The following is a 23,876-nucleotide window of genomic DNA, read 5'->3' on the forward strand; positions in this document are numbered from 1 at the left end:
CCTGCACTGGCTCCTGCGCCGCCGGTCACCCGGTCCTCCGAGCCGCAGGTGCCGACGGTGGAGCAGAACGAGCCGCCGGTACAGGTACAGGTACAGGTACAGGTGCCGGTGCCGCCGGTACAGGAGTCCGTGGAGCCGGTACCGGCGCTCGTACCGCAGCCCGGCGGCTTGTCGGACGAGGCGCTGGCGGGGCTCTCGGACTTCAACGATCTCGTGCGGGAGCAGTTGGAGTACGCCGAGCTGAGCGACCCGGTTCGGGTTTACGGCACGCGGCTGGACGGTGAGACGGATCAGGCGTTCACCGACCCGGTGCCGCAGCGGACGGTGGAGTGGCTGCGGCAGCAGGTGTTCCGGGTGGTGGAGGGGGACAACGAGCCGGATGCGCAGTTCCACGCCGATGTGGAGAAGGTGCTCACGCAGCGTCTGCTGACGGACAAGCGTTCGCAGTTGGCCAGCCGGTCGGGTCTGCAGTTGAAGGTGGCGTACAAGGGGTCGTGGTATCCGGTTTCGCTGCGGCGGCGCCTGGCCGTGGTGGGCAAGGCGGATCCGGGGATGGATCTGATGCCGGACGGCGGTCCGCCGGTGACGGTGCAGCGCTGGGCTTTCGGGATCGCGGAGACGGACGACACCGCGGCGGAGAGCGGGCTGCGGTCGGGCTCGGTGGCCTATACCCACACCTTCAACACCCGGAAGGGCAAGCTGCGTCAGGTCGCCGCGGGTCCGCAGGCGAACATCGTCTACAACCAGGTGAGCACCCAGACGACAATGGGGCAGGTCGTCCAGCCCATGGTCATCGTGCGCAGCCGGGAGCGGACGTTCCCGTACGCGTACGAGATGGACTGGGAGCTGCGGCGGGGCGATGCCACCGCGGAACTGCTGGCGGGCCGGGTTCCGGAGGACGGCTGGGAGCCGGCGGAGGGGTCCGCGCCGGACCGGCTGGTGGTGTGGTTCCCGAAGCATGCGGCGGAGGCGACCGGTCTGCCGGTGCCGGACCCGGCGGACCCGGAGACCGTACCCGCGCCGATGGGACGGCTGCGGAACGAGGTCCCGCTGTGCGGGCCGATCGGCATTTCCGACGCCGATCAGCTGTTCGCGGACGTGATGGCCTCGTTCAAGGGCAGCCTGGGGGATCTGTCGGACAAGTCGAAGGAGGCGCTGCTGGAGTACTTCACCGAGGGCAACGACCGGGCGCAGCTGCCGATGGCGTGGACGGGTTCCGTGCCCGCGCCGGTGCTGAAGGATGCCTCGGGCTCGGTGATCGGCTATCTGAAGCTGAGCATGGACTTCGACGACGACGCCGAGGTGACGGGGCCGACGACGCAGAACGCGGTGGTGGAGTCGTATGTCCTGCGGTCGGTGAAGGTGCAGGGCAGTTCGTCGGTGACCAACTCGGCAGGGGTCAACTTGCCGATCCCGGGGCTGTCGTTCGTCTTCGGCGGTGATGCGGACCCGGAGACGGGGGTGGCGGGCCTGGGTGGCTCCTTGACCGCCCAGGCGGGCGTCCAGCACCAGTTCGTGCACACCCTGACGGGAGGCGGCAGCGCGCGGATCGTGCACTCGCTGCGCGCGGCCAAGCCGTTCTTCCAGGTGAGAGCGCGGGCGAAGCTGAGGGTCAGCCTGGTCCGTCCGGCGGGGGAGGAACTGGGTCCGGCGCGGGGTACGCCGCTGGCCGATCCCGACCGTCGGTACCCGGTGACGATGAAGGTGCCGTCGCTGGCGACGCTGGGGCACGAACCCACGGAGGCCGAACTCCGGTATCTGCCGTCGCACCTGTCGGAGCTGCGGTCGCTGGCGGTGTCGACGACGCCGTTGGAGGTCTCCGGTGCCGAGCCGCTGCTCGCCGATGCCGAGAAGTGGCTGCGGGACAACGGTTTCCTGCCCCCGCACTCGGCGGTGGCGGAGTGGCTGGATCCGTTGGTGGCGGACGAGGTACGGACGGCGCGACTGCTGAACCAGCAGAAGCTGGACCGGATCCGGGAGCAACTGGGGTCGCGTTCGGAGCTGGAGGAGGCGATCGAGGGCGGCGCGGACACCACGTTCGACCTGCCCACGACGGACGGCGGGCGGCGGATCACGCTCACCCATGTCGTCGAGCGCCGGTATCCCGGGCCGGACCCCCACGACGGTGTGGTGCACGAGCGGGTGCTGCCGGATGTGCAGACGCTGAACTACACGGGTGCGTCGGTCGCGGGGGAGGAGCAGTTCAGCTCGACTCCGGCGGCCATGAGCGCCGAGGTCGCCGGGGCGGTCAGCAACCCGCTCGACACGGCGCGTGCGAACCAGCCGTTGAACCAGGTGGGCGGCGGGTTCGCGTATCACCGGGCGAAGGCGAAGATCCACGGGGCGGCTTCCGGTACCGGGCACGAGAGTTATGCGCTGAGCCCCACCGAGGACGGCACCCAAGTTTTCCGGATTCCGGTGACGCACCGGTTGAAGATCGCCGACGTTGCTGGTGGGAGGCTGGCGGAGTCGGAGGCGGACGGTGCGGTGCGGATGGCGGTGCCGACGTACCGCACGCTGAAGGAGCGGCCCGCACCTGGTCAGGTTCCGCATCGGGTGACCGTGCGGGATCTGACGGAGGAGGACACCGCCGGGCTGGCGGGTCCTGAGGACGGGCACACGTATCAGAACGGTGTGCTGCGGCCGCCGGAGACGTGGTGGGCGGACCGGGTCGAGGGCAGCAAGGCGGTGAAGGCCGTCGTCCATGACAGCCTGGCCGGGCTGGACGAGGAAGTGGCCGAGCTGGAGCGCAGGGCTCGGGCGCAGGCGATGCCGCAGGTGCCCGGTGCCTTCCCCGAGGACGAGCCGGACACCGCGCAGGATGCGCCGGACACGCCGGACGCGTCGGACACCGCGCAGGATGCGCCGGACACCACGCCGCACGTGCTGGACCTTGAGCGGGACGCGCCGGGCGCCGATTCCGACCGGCCCGGCGCACCAGTCGATCCGAACGCCTGGTCGTGGAAGGGGAAGCTGGCCGATCTCGGCGGGCAGGTCGCCTGGGCCGGGGGGCGGTGGGTGGCCGAGTGGTCCGGGGCGGCGCCGACGTGGCGGTTCGTCAAGCGCCTCGCGGTGGGGGAGCCGGTCACGGACGCGGCGGCGCCGTCGGAGCAGGTGCACCGGTTGGCACTGTCCCCGCAGCACATGACGGCGAACTCGCTGCGCATCTTCCGGGACTCGTACGAGGTCGAGGGCGGCGGCACGCCCGGTGGTGCGGCCGGAACCGATGTGACCGTCACGGTGGAGGGCTATCTCACCGACCTCAAGCTGATGCCGCAGCCGCCGAAGATGGACTCCGAACGGTGGCTGCAGTCCACTGACAACTTCAGGACCACCGAGTCGGTCACCTCCGGGCACACGTTCACGAGCAGGGTGGGCGGCCGGTTCGGGAACACGCGCCGGTCGGCCAACCCGGTGGGCCGTCACCAGTACGACACGTCGACCACGGAAAGCGTGACGGTCAACGACAACACGGGCGCGTTCCGGGTCACCACCGAGGACACCACGCTGGTGCACCGGTTCACCGCGAAGGCGGTCTACGTCGTCACCGTCCGCCGTGGTCTGAACAACGTCTATGTCGGCACCCTGCGTCCCGGGCCGTACCTGGAGCGCAAGCGGGTGGTCGAGGTGCCCGACGCGGTGGAGTTCCTGCTCGTCGACAACGACCTGCGCAACCACCCCGATCTGCGGAACATCCCGGGCGTCCCGGCGGCGCCCGAGGAGGAGCGGCCGCTGGAGCGGAAACTGCCGTCCTGGTACATCGACGGCCGTGGCGCGATGGGCGGCGGCGCGGTCACCGAGATGCATGCGCGGGGCGGCCGGAAGGCGTTCCACAACGCCGTGCTCGCCGCGGTGGAGAAGGGGTCCCCCGGGATCACCGTGCCGGGCCACTCCGGCTACCTGCCCTACGTGCTGAGCAGGATCAGCGAGCACACCAGCACGCTGGGCATGCGTACCCTGCCGAACGCCGGGCCGGGACCCGAGGACGGTATCGCCTTCCACTTCGTGCACCGCTCCTGGGCGGGGCCGCGGCTGGTGGAGGTCGTGCTGCGGGCCAGGCCCGCGGACGGCACCGACCTGGACGCCCAGCTCGGCCGGATGGTCGACCCCAACTCGGGCGTGGACAACGTCTTCGGGCGTTCCAGCGGTGACGGCGCCGCGTTGAAGAAGCCCGGCGCGACCAGTGTGAGTACCGGCACCAGCCGCAGTCACACGCTGGCCTTCCAGCCGGCCGGGCAGGTCCGCGGCAACCAGGTCCTGCCCCAGCTGAGCCTGACCAGCGGCCGTTCCACCCTCGACACCCAGTCCTCCGCCCGCGAGCTGCGCACCTGGAAACGCACCGGCAACAGCGCCGAGTTCAACGGCGTCCCCTACGTCCTTGAATACGAGGTCACTTCCCGGCCGCTGGAAGAGGCGATGCTGGTCAAGCTGGTGGACAGGGCGGCGAGCGGGGTCGGGCAGGGTCTGCTGTGGATGGGGCGGGCCACCCGCATCCTGGATCTGCTCCCGGAGCTCGGGCAGCTCCCGAGTCCGGTCAGCCGGGACCGCGGCTCGGTCCTGGCGTCGGCGAGCCTGCGCTTCGACGCGAACGAGACCCCGGTCGACGGCGGCAAGCGGGCCCATTCCGTCCAGCCTGTCCTGTACGACTTCGACCCGACCCTGCGTCCGGGCCCGACACCGGACGGGAACGGACTCGCCCTCCAGATCGACGAGGACCAAGTCCCGTCCGATGTACGGGAGTTGATGGCGGGTCCGCAGTGGGTGCCGGCCCAGCCGTTCCACATCTTCGACTTCGGTGGGCCGAAGGGGCTTGCCATGGTGGCCAGGGCGCTCGGCGAGGTGGACCAGTCCCTGAAGGGGCCACGGGGTTTCGGTACGTCCCGGTCGGCGGAGGGCCGGCTGCTGCGGCTGACGGAGCTGGTCGCCTCGAACCGGCTGACCGTGCTCTCGTCCGCGCATGCCGGGCCGTTCCTCGGACGTCCGGGCGGCAACGGCACCCTGCTCAAGGTCAGCCTGTTCTCCCCGCGTCCGGAGACCACCGGCAAGGACGTGGCGATCGACCGGGTCGAGCTGTCCGTGGACGGTTTCGTCAGCCAGGCCGAGGGGAGTCTGGGCGCCTCGGTGACCTTCACGGGCTCGCCGGTGAACGCCGCCGGGACCGACCGGGGCACCGTGAACGTTCCGCTGCTGGGGAACAACCGGCGCCTGGGCGGGATTTCCAGCGTGTCCAGCCAGCGGCGTGAACTCAAGCGCATCGGCACGCCCAAGGAGGGCGCCGACGGCTCGGGGCTGACCGGCCACCGGGCCCGCGCCCTCGCCGTGATGGAGTTCCAGGGGCCGGACGGCCGTCGGCGCTGGCTCGTCGGCGACCTCCTCTTCCGCACCACCGAAGCCCTCCCGCCCGCCCCGGAGGTGACCCGCACCACCCGGCAGACCGACCTGCCGCCCCCGCCTCCGCCCGCGGTCACCGCACCGGTGCGGCCGGCGCCGAAGGTGCCGGTGCCGGTGCTTCCACAGACCGGACAGGCCACCGTGCCCGCACCGAAGGCGGGGCCCGCGCCGAAGAAGGACCCCGAGCCCGTGCCGGCGCTCAGCGGGACGGTGGCGAGTGAGGCCGTGCCGCCGGGCCCTCGGCGGGTACGGAGGGACGCCCTCGGCGCCCAGGACGAGACCGACGGCATCGGGCCCGCCGGCCCCGAGTCCAAGCCCGAGCCGGAGCCCAAGCCCAAGCCCGTTCGTGCGAAGGAGCCGCAGGAGACACGCCAGGGCCTCCGCTGGGACCCGGCCGTGCTGGCCCGGGTGAACACCCTGCTGCCCAGGATGCGGCCGGACCGCGACCCGGCGACCGCGGAAGAGGTCGCCGCGTACCACGACCGACTGTCCCCCTGGCAGCAGAGCCGGATCGCCCACGACCGGGGCGAGGCCATCGCGCACCTGATCGCCGGGTTGCAGCCGCCCCAGGGACGTGGCGGCGCCCCCGGCAACCCGGCTCCGCGGAGACCGGCCGCCGAGTTCGCCGAGTTCGCCGAGTTCGCCGAGTTCTCGGTCACGGCCGCCGTACCGATCCCGGCTCCGCCCCGGCCGTACATCGGCTTCGCCGACAAGAGCAAGGAACTCGACGACGACGCGCTGGGGCAGATCGACCTCCTCGCCAAGGGGTTCGTGGCCGACGGGCTGCGCGACCTGAACGCCCGGCTGCCCGTCGGCCGGCTCACCGTCACCGGCTACGGCAACGGCCCCCGGTTCGCGATCGGTTCCGGAGCCGTCCGGCAGGCGGAACGTACCGGTGAGCAGCGGGCGCAGGCCGTGGCCGACGCGCTGCGCGCCGCGATCGGCCGTGAACTGCGCGTCTCGGGTGCGGCGTTGGACTCGGCGCGGGCACGCCGGGCCGGTGACATCGATGTCGACGACTTCCCGATCGCCGTACGCAGCGGCGGCCGTGACCTTCCGGTGAGCGGCACGGCCACCGGGAGTGCCGCGCGGGTCGCGCGGCGCCGGGTGGTCGTCGACATCGAGCGGTCGCCCCTGTCGCCCGTGCTCGACAAGCTGGAGCAGTTGTTCCCGCGGCTCGACATCGCCGCCTCGACGCCCCGCTCCCAGAACCTCGACGACGTCGCGGACCTGCTGCTGCCCCGCCCGACGGCAGGCCCCGGCTCCGTGCGGAACCCCGCGCAGGCCGGCGCCCCCCGCCCGGGAACCTCTCCCGACGCGGACGCGGTGCCGGACCGGCTGCGCCCGCTGTACGAGCTGGTCGCGGACGCGATGGCCGCCGGGAAGGCCACCAGTCCGGCAGCCCTGACCGCTTTCCATCTGAGCAGGCAGGGCCTGTTCTCGGACGACACGCTGTACGTCGCGCCGGACGGGACGCCCCGGGGCCGCAACTGGAAGGGAGACCGGGTCAGGACCGTCGACACCAGCCGTTTTCACGTGGTGTCGCTCGACAGCCCGAACAGCCAGGACCACAAAGCCCCGTGGGCGGAGGACACCTATCTGGTCGGCACCTCGGGCGGTGACCATACGCGGGCGGAGCTGACCCTGCCCGACGGCAGGCAGTGGCAGCTCTCGGCCGAGGTGTTCGCCGAACTGCTCGCCATGGATCCCGTGCTGGCGGCTGCTGATCCCGCCGTCGACGTGGCGCTGATCTCGCCGATGGCGGCCGACATGGACCGTCAGCTGCCCGATCTGGCCGCGTTCCGTACGCGACGGGAGGTGTGGGCGCACACCGGCATGGCCGTGCTGGGCTCGGATCCGCTGACGCGCCGTCCCCGCATCAACGTGGTGGACAGCCGTGACGTGAAGCTGCCGCTGGGCACCTGGGTGAGGAACGACGGGGCCGGTCTCGACCAGCCGGGCGAGCTGGAGGAACAGCTCCTGGCAACCGACGGGACCAGGATCAACGCCTCCCACATCACGAGTGTCACCTTGGTCGGCGACGACTGGCGTCCGTCCGTACTGTTGGTGGACAACCTCACCCGTCAGTGGCGGAACGAGGGCGTAGACGCGCGCTTGCCGTCATTGACCGAGTGGTACGCCCTTGATCCGGCCACCGGGAGACCGGCCGGGGCTCCGCGTCCGGTGCCGTGGCGGGGGAGCAAGGGCTTCTTCGTACTGGTGCACGGATCACCTGGCCGCACCGGCGTGGACGTTGCCGACCTTGATCCCAAGACCCTGCGGGCCGAGGAGTTCGCGCGTTATCTCCAGCCTCGGCTGCGCGGGCTTCCGCCGGGCGTTCCGCTCGTGTTCCTGTCGTGCTGGGCGGACACTCCCGACGGTGGCGTGCCGGTCGCCGATGACAGCCCCCCTCCCTTCGTAGCCGATTCCCTCGACGCCCCGTCCGCTGTCCAGACGCTCGTCAACGAACTCAGGCTCACCCGCAAAGTTTTCGCTCCTGACCGGATATATGAGCAGGGCTGGAGCGGGTCACAGCACCGCCAAGGGATATACACGTCCGCCCTGGGGACTCTGGCCGACTTCCGGGAGGTGCGGCAGGAGCCGGATGCCGAGGGTCTGGACGCGGTCGCGCGGATGGCGAACCTGGACGACCCCTCGATCGGCACGCAGGCGCGGCGGGACGCCTCGCTGCGGCTGGTGCGTATGGCGCGTCAGGTCTTCGGGGTGTCGGTGGAGGACGACCGGGACGCCTACCGGGAGCTGATGAGCGGACTGGGTGCCGTCGAGGTACTGCGGCGGCAGGACCTGGACTACGCCGGCGGGGGCGTGTTCACGCCCCAGCTGCTGGAGCGGGTGGTGTGGGCGCACACCGGGCAGCGGCCCGAGGCCGGCAGCCCGCTGCCCCGGTCTCTGGACCCGGATGCCGTGCGGGCCACGGCTCGGGCGGCGCGCGCCGCGCTGGACGCCGACGGCGAGGCCGGACTGTCCGGGTTCGTTTCACTGCCCTCGGTGGACCGGGCACGGGACGTGCTGCTGGCGTCGGGTGACGTGGACGGGCGGGCGCGTGACGCGCTGGGCATCCCGGCGGATCAGAGCGTGACGCCGGCCGACCGCCGGGCGCTGCTGTGGGCCGTGGTGAAAGCCGTCGAGGCGGTGGACGGCCACCCCGACACGGACGCGTTGACGCGGCAGGTGCTGCATCTGCCCGCGGACGCGGACCCGAGCGATCCGGCACACCGGGAGGCACTGCTGTGGACGGCGGCCGGCGCGGCGGCGATCGGCCGGGACGTGCACAACCCGACCGCGCTCGCCGCCTTCGACCTGCAACGGCACGGCGCGTTCGCCGACAGCACCGTGGTCCCGTCGGCGAACGGCGGTGCCGTGGTGCGGAACTGGTCGCTGAACACGTACGGCGGTCCGCTCGACACCGAGCAGTTCGCGCTGGTGCCTCCGGCCGGTGACGGCGAGCCGTCGTACCGTCCGACGCCGTGGGCCGAGGAGTACGAGCCGGGCAAGCCGTATGTGCTGGTCCTGACTCCGGGCGCCGAACCGGGCAAGGTCGCGATGGCGGGTTCCGACGGGAGGGTCCGGTCCGCTGCGCATGCGGAGATCTCCGAACTGGTCCGCCACGATCCGCTGATGCGGAAGATGTGGCCGGTCAAGGCGGTGCGTGTCATCCCCGTGGGGCTCGGGCGGGATGCCCGGGGACTGCGTGACGCCCTGACGGACCGCAACGGCGCCGGCCGCGTGGTGACCTCGGCGCTCTATCCGCTGGGTCTCGGTCAGGACCCGGCGACGGGGAAGACCCGCCTTGAGATGACCGCCCTGCCGGACCGGGACCGCTACTGGGCCAACTCCAGCCCCAAGCGGTTCGCCCTGTCGGTCGACGAGCCCTTCTCCGGGGCCTACCGGTCCGCCCACTCCGGAACGCGGTCCGCGGCATCCCCGGCGAGTACCCGCACGTCCGCCCCACCGAGGAGGCCCGGCACCACGGCCGCGGCCCGTACGTCCCCCGGCCCCGCTCCCCGCGGACGCCGCCCCCGGCTCGTCTTGCCGCCTCCTACACACCTGGGCGGCACCCCGCTGACCACCGTGCCCGAGGACGCCCCGGCGCCCCCCGTCCCTCCCACGCCGCTGCCCGTGCCGGGCCGGGCGACCGTACGGCCCGGTGGCAGCCGGCCGCCCGCCTGGGTCGGCCACGACCTGGACCGGCGCAGGCCGCCGCGCATCGACCGGGACCTGCCGGCCGCACCCCTGGACGGCGGCGGACCGGTGCGGTTCACCGACGGGACCCGGCTGCCCGCCTACATGGGCGGCGTCGCCTCCCTGCTTCCCGGGCTGTCCCCCGACGTCCTGCGCCGCTCCTACACCCTCGGCCAGAGCGACCCCGAGCTGCGCGGCGGCGGCCAGGTCGCGGCGGAGATCGTCGGCCGGCTCGGGGGGAAGGTGGCGCCCGCCGCGCCCAAGAAACGGCGGGGTACCACCCCGCGGAGTCTCCAGGAGGACATAGAGCTGCGGGTGGCGCGCAATCCGCGTGGTTTCTTCGGCGACGGACAGCGGTTCACCTACCGCACCACGGGTGGCCGTACCCGGGTGGTCACGGTGCGGGCCCGGCCGTACGGGAACTGGAGCCGGTTCACGTTCGGTTACGCGAATCCGGTCAAGGTGGACACCATGCAGCGGTTCGCCAGCACCACCGGCCGGGCCGCCGTCAACAGCACCTCCACCTCGCTGCTGCCCTCCGTGCCGCTGGGGCCCGCCAAGGAGAAGTTCCATGTGTGGGGGCGGGTCCACTTCCGCAAGGCATGGGGCAAGCGGGCGCAGTACCACATGCAGAACCAGGTGGTGAACCAGATCGAGACCCGCACCACCGGCGGGTCCCACCCCCACCTGGGGGACGTCTGGTACGAGGCCACGGTCACCGACCGGCTGGGCCGACCGGTGGACGACACCGGCACGTACGTCCCGGCGGGCAGCAGCCGCGCGGTCGTCCTCGGCTTCGCCGTCCGGGACGGTGTGGGGGCCCGGCTCGCCGACAGCCTCACCCATGACACCGCGCTGCCCGAACCGCTCCCGGAGCGGATGAACCTCGGCGGCCGTCCCTCCTACCGCCTGGTCGGTACCGAGGCATACGGCCCGATGGCGCACATCCACGACTGGGCGTTGCAGCAGGCCGGGGTCAAGTCGGACAGTTTCGCCGGTTCGCAGCTGGGCGACTTCTTCTCCACGGACGGCTTCCACCGGATGAGCCGCACGCTGAACGCGGGCCGGACCACCACACCGCCCCTCTTCCGCGACTCGGCGGGCCAGTCGCCGCTCGGTGTCTTCTCGGTGGAGGTCCGCTCCGGCGAGGCGGTCCGGATCAGCGAGACCAAGGCCGCCGAACTGCGCGACATCATGCAGTCCACGGTCCGCAACGAGCGGGTGATCGGCCGCTCGAAGAACACCGACATCGGCGGCGCGCTCGGGCCCGCCTTCCACCTCTTCGGCCTGAGCCAGGGCAAGTTCGACCTGCGGGTGCTGCTCGGGATCAACACCCGGTACGGCAGTTCCCGCAGCCGTACCTCGACGACCGGCGGCACCGGCGCCCTCAAGTCCGCGGGACAGGCCAAGGGCGACCCCACCGGCGTGTACCTCGTCCAGAAGGTGATCACCGTCACCGCGCCGCCCGACACCAAGGCGCCGCTGCCCGAGCAGCGGGGCGACGGGCGGGGGCGGCGCGGCAAGCTGCGCAAGAACCCGCCGTCGACGTGGAGCCGACTGCCCGGCAGCCGGACCTTCGAGACCTGGGCCGTGGAACGGATGACCGCCACGGAGGCCCGGCGGCTGGCCGGCCTCGGCGACGGCCTGCTCCGTACCGCCGAGCCCGCCGCGCCGCCGTATCTCGCCGAGAACGACCCGACGACCCTGGGCATGGCCCGTGTGGAGGAGTTCACCTTCGCCGACGGCTCCGTCACCCGTACCGCCGGCGGCCGGGAGTTCACCTTCGCCGAACACGTCGCGGAGCGGACGCTGGACGAGGTCGCCCGGATCCACCCGGACCTGGTCGCGCCACTGGCCGAACTCAACCCGGACAACCCGCGCTGGCGCGACGCCGACCACTTCCAGATCGTGCTCTCCAACTCCCTTGAGGTACTCAACACGCTGACGCACCACGGCATGGCCGGCACCCTCGAAGCGATGGGGACCACCGGGCTGCGGATCGCGTTGGTCGACTCCGGCCGGGTCAGCCGGGGGCTGCGGTACGTGTGGATCGACGCCCGCCTGACCGGGCGGCGCTACGAGGGGTTCCAGAAGGACCTGCGGCTGCGGTTCAGCGCGCCGGGCAGCGAGAACCTGGGCGGGCAGCAGAGCGGCGGGCGCGGTGCGCACGTCGGCGTGGAGGGCCTGGTGTCGGTGCGCGACACCTCCACCGACAACATCGGCATGCCGATGCACGCGGGCACGGTGTCGATGGGCGGACGCTACGGCGTCCGGCGGGACTCCGACAACTCCTACGGCCCCAGTGTCACGCACGAGGCCATGTCCATCGGCACCAAGGGCTCGCACCTCTACCACTACGACCTCACCATAACGGCCCGGCAGGGCGGCTTCTGGCGGTTCCGCAGCCTGCTGCGCGGCACCCTCTTCCTGAACCTGCTGGGCACCCAGCCGTTCGTCTTCGCCGACCGGGAACGCCCGCTGATCGGGCCGGGCTCGGGCCGGGCGCCGGTGACCGGACGGGTGCTGGTGAGCATCCCGGCGGAGCACACCCCGAGCAGGCCCGTCCCCGCCCGTCCCCGGCCCGACCACTACGGCCGGCCGCTGAGCATGCCGTACCGGGTCGCCCACGATCTGGCGCTGGCGACCCCCGAACTGTTCCAGCAGGCGGCGCGGCGTCGTGTCCCGGCGTACCAGAAGCACCCGTACCTCACCCTGGCCGTCACCGCCGACCCGGGTCTGATCCAGGCCGCTCAGGAGACGCTGGAGGAGGCGTCCGGGAACTCGTGGCTGCTGTCGCAGGAGGGCGCTCCCTCGCACGACGCGGTGCTGCGGGCGTTCCAGAGCCAGTATCTGACGGCCAATTTCGACCAGACGTCGAGTCCGCTGGCGTGGCGGGTGGCGGGGCTGTGGGACAAGGCGCCGTATCTGAACCGGTCCTCGGTGGTCGCGCACCGCACGTGGGTCTTGCCCGGGAGTATCACCGCGTTGACCGGTGGGGTCCCGGTGGACACGGAGACCACGATCGGTGGTGTCACTCCGGTCGCCGGCCGTAACTCGCGTACCAGTTCCCTGTTCTTCGGCGGCCAGCTCGGTTATCTGCACTCCCATGACGCCGGGCCCGGCGTGTCCGGTACCTACGGTGTGGCCGTCAGTCCGTACCGGCTGGACCGTTCCCGGGTGTCCGTCGTCCTGCGCAACGCCATCGCGGAGATCAACCGGAAGGACTTCAACCGTCAGGTGCTGGTGACGGGCGATGTCCAGCACGAGATCGCGGCGGCCTCCTCGACGGTGGGTCAGCGGGCGCTCGGCTGGCGCCGCATGTGGCGGCGGCTGGCGGGGACCGCGGGGCGCCGGGTGCTGATCGACAACGGCTGGACGGCGCACATTCCGGAGAAGAGCGCCTACCGGCTGGGTCTGCTGACGGACCGCTGGAGCACGGGCCCCGACGGCCGGTTGCTTCCGGACGGCGGGGTGCCCCTGTACGACGGCCGCTCCGGCCGTCCGGGTCGCTCCTGGTCGCCGCAGCCCTGGCTGGCGGCCAATCCGTTCGGCAGTTTCCCGGTGAACTCGCTGAACACGGCGTCGGTGCTGGCTGACTTCGACCGTAAGCTGCGTCCGCTGGGGCTGTCGAAGGCGGACCGGGACACGGTCATGCGGCTGGTCTCGGACCGGGTGGTGCGGGGCATCGGCAAGGAGATGGTGGGTGCCGGTTCGTCGGTGGCGGCGGGGGTGGGCCGGTGGGGTTCGGGGACGGTGCAGTTCTGGATCGGTTCGCGGCGGGCCAGGGCGCGCGCGGAACTGATTCCCGTCCAGGTGCCCCGCGCCGAGGCCGAGGCGGAGGCGGGTGGTCCGGGGTTCGGGGGCCTGGGTCACAGTGTGGAGCTGGAGGAGCACCGGCACGCGGTGGAGACGGTCCAGGAGGGCCGTGACCGGGCCTCGGGCGCGAGTATCGGTACGGTCATCACGGAGGGCGCGCACACCGGTAACGAGACGGTGCTGGCGGCGGGCCCGACCTACTCGGAGATCGGTTCCACCCAGCAGAACGTGTCGCAGAACCGGGCCGAGGGCGGTGTGCGGATCGCCACGGCGACGACCACCCAGGCCCACGGCGAGTACGTCACCCGCTACCGGCTCCGGCTGAGCCTGGAGATCACGGACACGGGCGTCCCGGGCGACACGAGGAACACCGGCACCACGGCGACGACCGGCACCGCTTCGGCGGCCGGCACCACTTCAGCGACCGGTAACACGGCGACGACCGCCGGCGATACGGCTGCCACTGCCGGCAGCACGGCTTCCACCGGGGACCGTATCCGCGAGCGGGCCGCACGGTGGGTGCGGAAGGCCACCGGTCGGCGCCGGCTGTCCATCGTCTCCGAGGGCGAGGTGGGCGACCTGATCGAGCACTACCCGCTCAGCCTGATGCGCCCCGATCCGCCGGTCCGGGCCGACGGCGAAGCCCAGGAAGCCGACCCGCTGGCCCCGCCGGTCCTGGCCCCGCCCGGTACCCCCCGCAAGGTGGACGTGCCGCGCGCCATGGGTGCGGGCGGCTGGCACGACGTACGGCATCCGCGTGACGGCGGTACGAAGCCGTTCGCCCTGCCCGAGGACGGGTTCAAGGTCCGCCGGATCGTCGGCCTGGACCAGCTGCACAACGCCAACACCCTCGCGCTGGCGGGCGCGTACGACGCGTCGATCGAGCTGCCGCGCACCGGCCGTCCGAGTGACCGGCTGATGGCCAGGGCGCTGGACACTCCGCTGACCCGGGCGGGTACCGGTTCCGCGCAGAACCTGGAGGACGCCACCGGCAACGGGGCGCTGACCGCGTTCTACGACCAGACGCTGAACCCCGGTGGCTACCAGGTGCCGGGCCTGACCGACCGGGGCTTCTTCGGCGGCGCGGACGGCGACCTGACCCTGTACTCCAGGCCCGACTTCGGCGGGGCCCAGCTGCTCACCGTCACGGACGGCATGAAGCACGAGGCACCCAAGCGGCACACGCAGGCCGGCGGCATGTCCGCCGCCCGGGTCGGCACCACGGAGTCCGCGCTGGGCGGCGGTCCGCTCACGTCGACGCAGGAGACCGGCTCCAACCAGATGGGGACCTCCGGTCCCGGTGACTCCTCGACCGACTCCGACGCGTTCACCGCGGGCGGTGACCGGCTGGCCTCGGTGAACGTCAAGCCGAACGCGACGCGTTCGTTCCTCTTCGCCATCCCCACCACCTGGCTGAGCGTGGCCTCCGTCCACCACCATGTGAAGGACAGCGGTGCGGTGCGGGTGCTGCGCAGCCCGTTCGGCGACACCCGGCGGGTGCCGCAGGCGGTGGAGACGCGGACGGCCGTGCTGGCCTGGGTGCGTGAGGACGTCGCCCGCGACCTCGGTCTGATCGACGACACGGGTTTCCCGCCGAAGGTGGCCAAGGCGTGGGATGCGGTCACCAAGGCGGACAAGGCGTGGACGGCCGCCGACAGGGCTTACTGGGATCTGCGCCGCGGTGAGGGGGCGCGGCTGGAGACGGCGCTGGCGCAGGCCGAGCGGAACCTGGCCGCGCTCACCGTCCGCGACGCCGAGAACCTGCCGGGGATCGTCAACGCGCGCGCGGTGGTACGGCACCTCCAGGACGAGGTACGGTCCTCCGATCCCGCCCACGACGGCTGGGCCGAACTCCAGAGCAAGCAGCTGGAACAGGCCGAGAGCCGGCTGGCGGACCTGCGGCGGGCGGCAGCCGCCGAGGTGACCGCCGCCCAGGACGCACGGAACACCGTACGAACCGAGCTGAACGCGCTCACCACCCGGCTGGACACCGCGCGCACCACCGCCGAGACCCTGGCGAACGAGTACGCCGGGGTGCGCGAGGGCGCCGACCGGCTGACCCGCTGGCACCAGCTCAACGCCACCCCGGAGGGCCGCAGGCAGCTCGGCACCACCCCCGAACCGGCCGAGGTCACCTTCACCCCGCCGCCCGCGAACAGCGCCGACAGGACACCGGCCGCCAAGAAGGACGAGAAGAAGAAGGACGAGAGGAAGAAGGACAAGAAGAAGAACGGGAAGAACAGCGTCGACATCGGTCAGGGGGCTCGCCCGGCCTACACCCGCCCGCCCTGGCAGCCGGACCCGAAGGAACCCGGCGTACGCTTCGACGCCGCCACCGACCACCGCACCCTGACCGCCACCGCACCCGACGGCCGGACCCAGGTCTACGACCTGCACCGACCGGATGTGAACGGCAACGGCTTCTACGCCGCGGTCGCCCACGCCCTGCCCGGCCGCCCCGTGCACCACGTGCGGCTGGCCGAACGGGTCGCCCACAGCCCGGATCTGCCCGCCGACGCGGCCCTCGACCCGGACGCGGCGTTCCACACACGGGAGTTGGAAACCCGAATCCCGTTCCGCACCCTGCGCGACCCCGGTCTGCGCGCGGCCATCGAGGCCGACGGGGGACGCCTGACCGGCGCCGTACGCGATCAGCTCAGCCCCTTCCAGCGGCTGAGCCTGGTCCGGCTGCATGTGCAGCGGGCCCGCCGCTGGGACGACGCCACGTCGGAGCTGGCCGCCTCGGTCACCGCGCGTACGCTCGGCGTGAACCTGACGGTGGTCGAGGAGGACGGCACCGCACGGCGGTTCTCCGGCGCCGGGCCGAACGCCACCGAACCGCTCGGCGAGGCGACCGTGTACCGCCGGGGCGACTCCTACCTGTCCGCCCTGCCCCACCCGCTCACCCCCACGGGGGCGCCCCCCGCGCCCCTTGCGCCCCTCGCACCTCCCGCTCCGACGAATCCGCCTCCGCCACCGCCCCCGCTGATGGTGCCGTCTTCGGATCCGCCGACTGCTACGACCGCTACGACGGCGACGACTGCTACGACGGCTACGACGGCGGCGACGGCGGCGACGGCGACCGCTACGACGACGACCACCGCGACGACCGAGACGACGACCAGGACCGCGACTGCGGCTGCGGCTACGACGGCCGCGACGTCGATTGCAAGGTCGAACCATCCGTTCGTCGAGGGCCGCCGTACCGACGGCGGCGGGCGATCCTTCGACACCCCGGAGAACGACGCGCGGGACGGCCGGTACCCGGGACCGGACTCGCCGGCACGTTCCGTACCGGTCGTGGCCCTGGACGAGGCCCAACGCCGATGGATCGCCCAGCAGGTGACGGACCGCGACCTCCCCGCCGACCGTTCGGGACTGGGTATCCCCGGCCCCGAGGGCATCTACGACGCCGACGAGCCCGTCGACCAGCTCCGAAAGCTGATGCTGGAAACCGGCAGCTGGCCCCAGGAGGTGCACGCCGTCGCCGCCCGCGCGACCATCCGGATCTGGAACCAGGCGTACGCGGACTTCACGAACAGCGTGCTCGCGGCCGATCCGGACACCCCCCAGCGGGACATGGAGCGGCACTGGCACCGGGCCCTGCGGCTGATCCTGCCGGTGGACCCCGAGCCCGCCGTCGCGGACCCCCGGTACGCCGACGACCGGTTCCAGGCCGCCGTACGGCAGGTCGCCGACCTGCTGGCGGCGGAGGACGGGTCACGGCAGGCGGCCAGGGAACTCGCCCAGCGGCTCCGCGGCGGTCTAGGCGTACGGCGCCAGGGGCAGGGCGACACCCGTGGCACCGCCGCTGCCGCACAGGTCCCTCCGCCTTCGCGTCCTCCGATGCCCGTCCCCCCGGCGCGCGGGACCACCGGACCCCGGACGCCGACCGACCCTTCCGTCCCACCGGCCGAACCCGGACCGACCCCCGCCGCCGGGAACGCGGCGAACGCCTTCGCCGTGCTCGCCCCGGGCGCGGAGAACCACGCCACCGGCCCCGCACCACGCACCCCCGAGCCGGAGTCCCCCACACCCGTACACCTCACCCCTGTACACCCCACCCCCGTAAATCCCACCCCCGTAAATCCCACCCCGGTACACCCCACACCCGTACACCCCACACCCATACACCCAGCCCCCGGTGCCCTGTACCACCAGACAGTCGTCCGGACCTTCGGCAGCGGCCTCCCCGTGAACGGACTCTACCCGCAACTGCACGATGCGATGAGGCAGTTGGACGGAGTGCGGCAGTCGTCGGACGACCCCGCGCTGCGCACGGGCTCGCGGGTCCCCGGGCTGACAGTGCAGCAGATACCGGACAGTGGTGACTGGTTGCCCAGGGCGCTGGCGGACGCGCTGAAGGTCTACGCGCTCGGCCGCTTGCAGCGTCCGGGCCTGGGCGCCCTGCTCTCGCGGCCGGACGCCGTCGACGCGTTCCACCGGTGGGTCGAGTCCCGGCTCGCCGAACCCGACGCGGGGCAGTACGCCCCGCACCTCGCCTCCGACGGCTGGGCAGGTCCGGGCCGCGCACTGACCCTCGCCGAACTGAACGCCCTGGACGTGCGGGTGACGGACGAGCAGCGCGGCTACGCCGGGCTCGCCGGAGGGCTGTCCCCCGGGGAGGTCTCCCTCTCCCTAGCCCAGCGCTACCGGCTGCTGCGGCAGTGGGACGACAGCCGTGTCACCGTCACGGAGACCGCCGCCGCCCTGGCGGCGGCCGACCTCGGTATCCGGATCGCCATCAGCGGACCAGGCGGCGTCGTACGGCACTTCGACCCTGCCCCGCCGGTGGACCAGCGGCGGCCCGACAGCGACCCTCTGGCCACCCTCACACCATCAGGACGACCCCATGCAGTCTCCTCAGCCCGTGCCCTCACCACAGGACCCCGGCAACCCCGGTACCGCCGATGACTCCGCTCTCGGCAACCCCGGCGCGACCTTCCCGGGCGGCCTGCCCGAGCCGCCCGAGGAGGTGGTCAGGGCCGCCCGGCTCGCCCCGAACCACTGGATCAGCATGGTCGATCCCGGCTGGCGGGGCGAGGGCCTGCCGCCCGACCACGCGGTGGTCGGCCGGTGGCGTTCCGGGCTCGGCGGGGAGATCGAGGAGTGGCAGGACAACGACGCCTACCGGCCCTCCCCGCAGGCCCTGGACTGGCCGGAGCCCGCGGACGCCGTCGACGCCGCGCTCCAACTCGCCGTCACCGGTTACGGACCGCCCGAGGCCGTGGCCGACGCCCTGGCAGCCGCGGAACTCGCCGTGCTCACACTGCCCGACGGAGCACCGGTGACCGCCACGGCCGCGGACGGCACCCCCGTCGTCCCCGTTTTCAGCTCCCCCGTCTTCCTCGACGCCGTGGGAGGCTTCGCCTTCGCCCGGCGGACCACGGCCGAGCTGCTGTCCCGACTGCCGCCCGGACACCGGCTGTACGTCAATCCGCCCAGCCCGGCGGGGGCGGTTCTGGACCCCGGTCCGCTGGCGGAGACGATCGCGCGCGGCACCGGGGGCGGGACGGTTGCCGCGGGAGCACTGGACAACGACGGGGACAGGGACGGGGACAGGGACGGGGACAGGGACGGGGACAGGGATGGGGAGGGGGACGGGGACACGGACGAGCGAAAGTGATCCAATATCGACCGTCGTCCACCGGGTCCGAGTTCTTGAAGCAATAAATGTTGTCGCAAAGTAAGTTGAGAAACCTGCGGGCTTTGTGAGTACGTGGAACGGGTCTGTGACCAGTGGGGCCGGAACGAAGGTCATGTGCGTGGGGAGAGGGCGTACGGGTGGGTGAAGCGAGTACGCCGGGGGAGGCAGCCGGATGAGCCGCGGGAACGGTCGTCCGGCCCGGCGCCGTGCCGCCGCGGCGGCGACCCGCGCCGAGCGGGAGCGGTCCGCATCCGCAGGACCGGGACAGGCGCCGGGGCAGGGGCTGGCGCCCGGAGCGGGACCCCGGGTGCTGGTCGAGGACCACGACGGCCTGCTCCTGCTCCGCCGGCCCACGGACGAGACCCTGCTCCCGGCCGACATCGCCGACCTCGCCCGCGCGCTGCATGCGGCGGACGCCGGCACCGTCACGATCGTCGCCATGGCCGAGGGCGAGGCGGCCACGGCGCTCTGGCCCCGGCTGAGCGAGTCGCTCGACTCCCTGCGGGAGACGGGCACCCGGTCGGTACGGCTGGTGATGCCCGGCGCCGGACACGACCGTCCGGGCCGGCCCGCACTGGCCCGCCGGATCGCCGACTCCTGGGACCTGACGGTCGAGGCCCCCGACGGGCCGGTCCTCGTGGTGCCCGGCGGCTCGGTGTTCGTACCGCCCGGGAACGGCGGCTGGTGGCGGTTCGCCACGGGACGGGAACCCGAACTCCTCGGGCCGCGCGCCCCCGCCCCCGACTGGCAGGGCGCGGTACGCCGCGCGCCGGTCCGGACGGCGGACGGCTGTGTGGTGGACCAGATCCCGGCCGGCCTGCTGATCCGTCCGATCGAGGCCGCCGCGCCCCGGCCCGGCGACCTCTTCCACGCCGTACCCGTGGATCCCCGGCGACCCGCCGTGGTGGTCGGCGTGCCGTGGGGCGAGGACGTCGTCGCGAGCGACGTCGCCGAACTCCTCGGCGCGCTGCCGGCCGCGGTACGCCCCGGCGTACGGCTCGCTCCCGGCGGCCGGCGGGACCTGCTGCCGCTCGGGCAGTCGGTGGCCGCCCTGCTGGACGCCGAGGTCGAAGTCACCACGGGACTCCCGCTCTTCGCCGCCGACGGCCCGCTGGGGACGTACGGGGTACGGTCCGTGCTGGTCGGTCCGGACGGGGAGCCGCGCTGGCTGCCCTTCGTGGACGCGGTGATGTGCCTGCCCCCGCGGGAAACGGCACCGGAGCCCGCGTACGGTCCGGACGGCGGCCCGGTCACCGGCCCGCCCCCCGCCGCCCCCGCTCCCCGGCTGCTGCGCTGGTCCTCGCCGGTGCCGGACGCCGCGGGCCCGGAGGACGGTGCGGTGCTCCTGTCCGACGAGTGGCGGGCCGTGGTCACCAGGGCCGGGCTGTGGGTGGGCCGCCACGACGGCACCCCGCCGCCGAGGAGCGCCCGGCCGGTGAGCATCGACGGTCCGGTCATCGAGGTCGGACGCGTCGGCGAACGGCTCGACGCCTCCTGCTGGCCCGTCCTGTCCCGCTTCCTCGATCGGCTCGCCCCCGATCTGCGCGCCCGTACCACTCTCGACGTGCACGCCCTCGCGCCCGACGGCGGTCGCGCCCTGCGCGTCCTGGCCGCCGAACACGGCCTGCGCGTCATCCGCTTCGCACCGGCGGCGCAGACCGCGCGTCCGGTGCCGCGTGGCGGGCCGGTGGCGCTGCCGGGCGGGGCGCCGGGCGACCCCGTCCAAGGGGTCGGCCCACGTCCGGCACTGCCACCGGCGCCGGTGACCGAAACCGGCGCGGCCTCCGAGGCGGCCGGCGCCCCGGTCTCAGTTCCGGCGGCTGCGGCTGCGGCTGCGGAGGCGGCAGTCGGCACGGTGCCCGAGTCTGTCTCCGGCTCGGTGTCCGGGCCCGGCACCGGGCCGATGTCCGGTCCCGTCGCCGGTCCCGTCGCCGGTCCCGTCGCCGGTCCGGTCTCCGGGCCGGTCGTGGCCGTGCGACCGGACGCGGAGCCGGACGCGGAGCCGGACGCGGCACCGGTAGGGGAGTCGGTTCCGGCAGGTGAGCCCGTTTCGGTACGGGCGATGGCACCGGTTCCCGAGGCGGTCCCCGCTTCCGCCCAGGTCCCCGCTCCGGCAGGCGCGCCCGTCTCTCCCACTCGTACTCCCGCTCCCACCCCGGCCCCCACGGCCCCGCGCCGGACCAGGCCCGTCCTGGGGCGGCCGTTGCCCGCCCTACCGGTGCCGCCGCGGCACCGCAGCACCGACCCGGAGCGGGAGTCCTTCCGGAAGCTGGCCGAGGCCGTGTGGGAACGGCACAGCGCGGCGGTGACCCGGGCGCTGGCCGGTCTGCCCGCGCTGCGCGGTGAGGAACAGGAAGCGGCCCGGATCGACCTGATCGCGCTGCGCACGTATCTCCAGAACGGCGAAGTACCCCTGAACCACGCTGAGTTGACGCGCTCGCTGCGGGCCGGTGAGTGGCACCTCCTGTCGTACGCCGGCTGCCTGGCGTCCGGGCTCGGACGGCTGCCGTCGTACCGCGGGACCGTACTGCGCGGCCTCGGCGGCGCGGTCGGCCACGATCAGCTGCGGCCGGGCGACGTGCTGTGGGATCCCGCGCCGGTGAGCGGGCTGCCGCTCGACCCGGCCGGGAAGGACCGGATCGCGGGCGTGGGCTTCGCGATCTGGTCGATCACCGGCCGCCGGGTACGGCAACTGCTGGACGGCGGCGACGAGGTGGTGTTCGCGCCGGGCACCGCCTTCAAGGTGCTCGACGTACGCACCGGCGCGGCGGCGGCCCCCCTGGTGCTGCTGCGTCAACTCCCCGAGACCCACACCGTGTCCACCGTCCTGGAGGACGCGGACGAGACCGCGCTCGCGCGACTGGACCATGCCTTGACGGACCGTACGGCCCCTGGCGCGGACGACTGGCCGGATCGCTGTGCCGGACCCGTCGGGGCCGGTGGCACCGGCTACCACTGACGACATCGCATCGCCCACCCCCCATCGACAAGGAGCAGTGTTCATGCCACGTCAGCACGAACCACCGGGCGACGAGACGCCGCCCTCCGTCTCCGTGCGCCGTGCGGTAGCCGTGCCGCCGCCGGGCGCGGAACCCGACGCGGACCTCGGACCACGCACCCCCGACCGGGAGCATGCCGCCTCGGAGCCGATGCCTACCTTCGTCGAGCCCGTCGTCCGGATGCCTACCTTCGTCGAGCCCGTCGCCGGGATGCCTTCCTTCTCCGAGCCCGTCGTCCCGATACCTTCCTCCGCCGAGCCCGTCGTCCCGGCACCGCCGTCCGCCGAGTCCGCCCCCAGGCGGTTCACCGGATGGCGCGCCCGGTCCGGCGCCGCGGAACCGGTGTCCGTCGAGCCGGGGCAGCCATCGCAACAACTGCCGGGCGAGCAGCGGCAGTCGCAGGCGGCGGCGTCCGACGGGCCGGGGTCCGACGCCGCGGTCGGTGTGCACTTCGCCGGGAACGGCGACGGCCCGGACGACCCGGACGCGGCCACGGACGCGTCGGGCCGGCCGCGCGGCCCCATGCTGGCCGCGGCCGCCATCGCGGGCGCGGTGCTGATCTCCGTACCGTTCCTGGTGATCGGTCTGGTCCGGGACGACGCGGAACGCACCGTCAACACGGCATCCATCGGTGGTACGACGCTCGAACCGGGCACGTCCGACCGTGGCCCGGCCGCCGACTACCAGGCCGATTCCCCGTCGCCCTCGACGTCGCCGAGCCCCACCAGGTCCGCCTCCCCGTCGCCGACCAAGTCCGTTTCGTCGGGGTCGGGCGCGGCGGCCACCGAGGTGAGGGCCGCGCCCCAGGCGTACTCCCAGCCGAAGTCCACCCCGAAGGCGACCAAGAAGGCCGAGACGGCGGTGAAGAAGGCCGCCGCGCCGACCGGCCGGCAACTCGCCAACGCCCTCTCCCACCGGGCCAACGTGCTGATGGAGAACAAGGCGACCGGCAAGTGCGCCGACATCCCCGACTTCGGCAAGGGCACGAAGGACGGCCCGGTCAACCAGTACATCTGCCGGCCCACCACCGCGGACAACCAGCTCTGGGACATGAAGGTGACGGACTCGGACGGCGGGCCCGGCGGGGCGAGCCTGTTCGTCATCCAGAACCGTCAGGACGGGTTCTGCTTCGACCTGCCCTACTACGGCAGCGTCTCGCCCGGGACGAAGGTCACCGAGTACTACTGCGACGGCACGAACCGGGACAACCAGCAGTGGTGGCTGGACCCGCGGCCGGACGGCTACTGGATCCGCAACGTCGCCAGCAACCTGTGCCTGGACGTGACCGGTGGCAGCTCCGCCGGGGACGACGCCCACCTCCAGGTGAGCGTCTGCGGCGACACGCAGGGGAGCGCGCAGCGCTGGATGCCCAGCCAGGTCGTCACGTAGCGGGCGAAGTCCTCTGAACACCAGCAGCCGGCCGCTGTTCCCAGCGGCCGGCTGCGGCTTTCCCACTCTCTCGGTGATCGAGAAGCCGCCCGTCACCGCGTGGGTCGAGGTGGCACCGCCGCCCGGCGACACCGGTTGGACCGCTTGGGCCAAGGGCGCCTGGCAGGGACACCGAGGAACGCACTCGCGACGCGGTCCGCGACGAACCGCGCGGCTGACACTGCACGGCGCGACCCGGCCGTGTGGAACGTGTGAAATCGAGTGCATGTGTTCTTTCACGTTTTCGTCGAACGTTTTTCCGGTTGAATGGGGATCTGGCCTCCTTTTATGGGCCGCTTATTTGTCACAGCTGCGGTGACAATCCTGTGACACGTTTCGGCAGGGGAAAATGCCAGGTCAGAGCCTGTGTGTCGGATGATTTCGACGGTCAT

At 72.8% G+C, this 23,876-nt stretch carries 4 protein-coding genes; all 4 read left to right on the forward strand.

The features are described 5' to 3' along the window. The first annotated feature begins 57 nt into the window (after positions 1 to 57). The 4 genes from ACFC09_RS19185 to ACFC09_RS19200 all read left to right on the forward strand — a co-directional run bounded on the left by ACFC09_RS19185 (position 58) and on the right by ACFC09_RS19200 (position 23,445). Positions 58 to 18,324, forward strand: coding sequence for a lonely Cys domain-containing protein (locus tag ACFC09_RS19185; protein WP_376529602.1), 18,267 nt, complete (start codon positions 58 to 60; stop codon positions 18,322 to 18,324). Beyond that, the gene (locus ACFC09_RS19190) at positions 18,281 to 19,036 is read left to right on the forward strand and encodes a type VII secretion system-associated protein (RefSeq protein ID WP_376529604.1); all 756 of its coding nucleotides are present in this window, start codon (positions 18,281 to 18,283) and stop codon (positions 19,034 to 19,036) included. The genes ACFC09_RS19185 and ACFC09_RS19190 overlap by 44 nt, the downstream gene beginning before the upstream one ends. Positions 19,037 to 19,229: 193 nt before the next feature. Continuing rightward, entirely contained in the window at positions 19,230 to 22,016 is a 2,787-nt protein-coding gene (locus ACFC09_RS19195) for a hypothetical protein (protein ID WP_376529606.1), read from the forward strand. A 43-nt stretch (positions 22,017 to 22,059) separates the two neighbouring features. Next, complete coding sequence (locus ACFC09_RS19200) at positions 22,060 to 23,445, forward strand: RICIN domain-containing protein (RefSeq protein WP_376529608.1); 1,386 nt, start codon at positions 22,060 to 22,062, stop codon at positions 23,443 to 23,445. The last annotated feature ends 431 nt before the right edge of the window (positions 23,446 to 23,876 follow it).

The sequence above is a fragment of the Streptomyces sp. NPDC056161 genome (assembly GCF_042268025.1).
In the GTDB taxonomy this organism is placed as follows: Bacteria; Actinomycetota; Actinomycetes; order Streptomycetales; family Streptomycetaceae; genus Streptomyces.

Excerpts from the sequence above, each read along its gene's own strand:
- ACFC09_RS19200 (WP_376529608.1), top strand. The coding sequence starts at position 22,060 with ATGCCACGTCAGCACGAACCACCGGGCGACGAGACGCCGCCCTCCGTC.
- ACFC09_RS19195 (WP_376529606.1), top strand. The coding sequence starts at position 19,230 with ATGAGCCGCGGGAACGGTCGTCCGGCCCGGCGCCGTGCCGCCGCGGCG.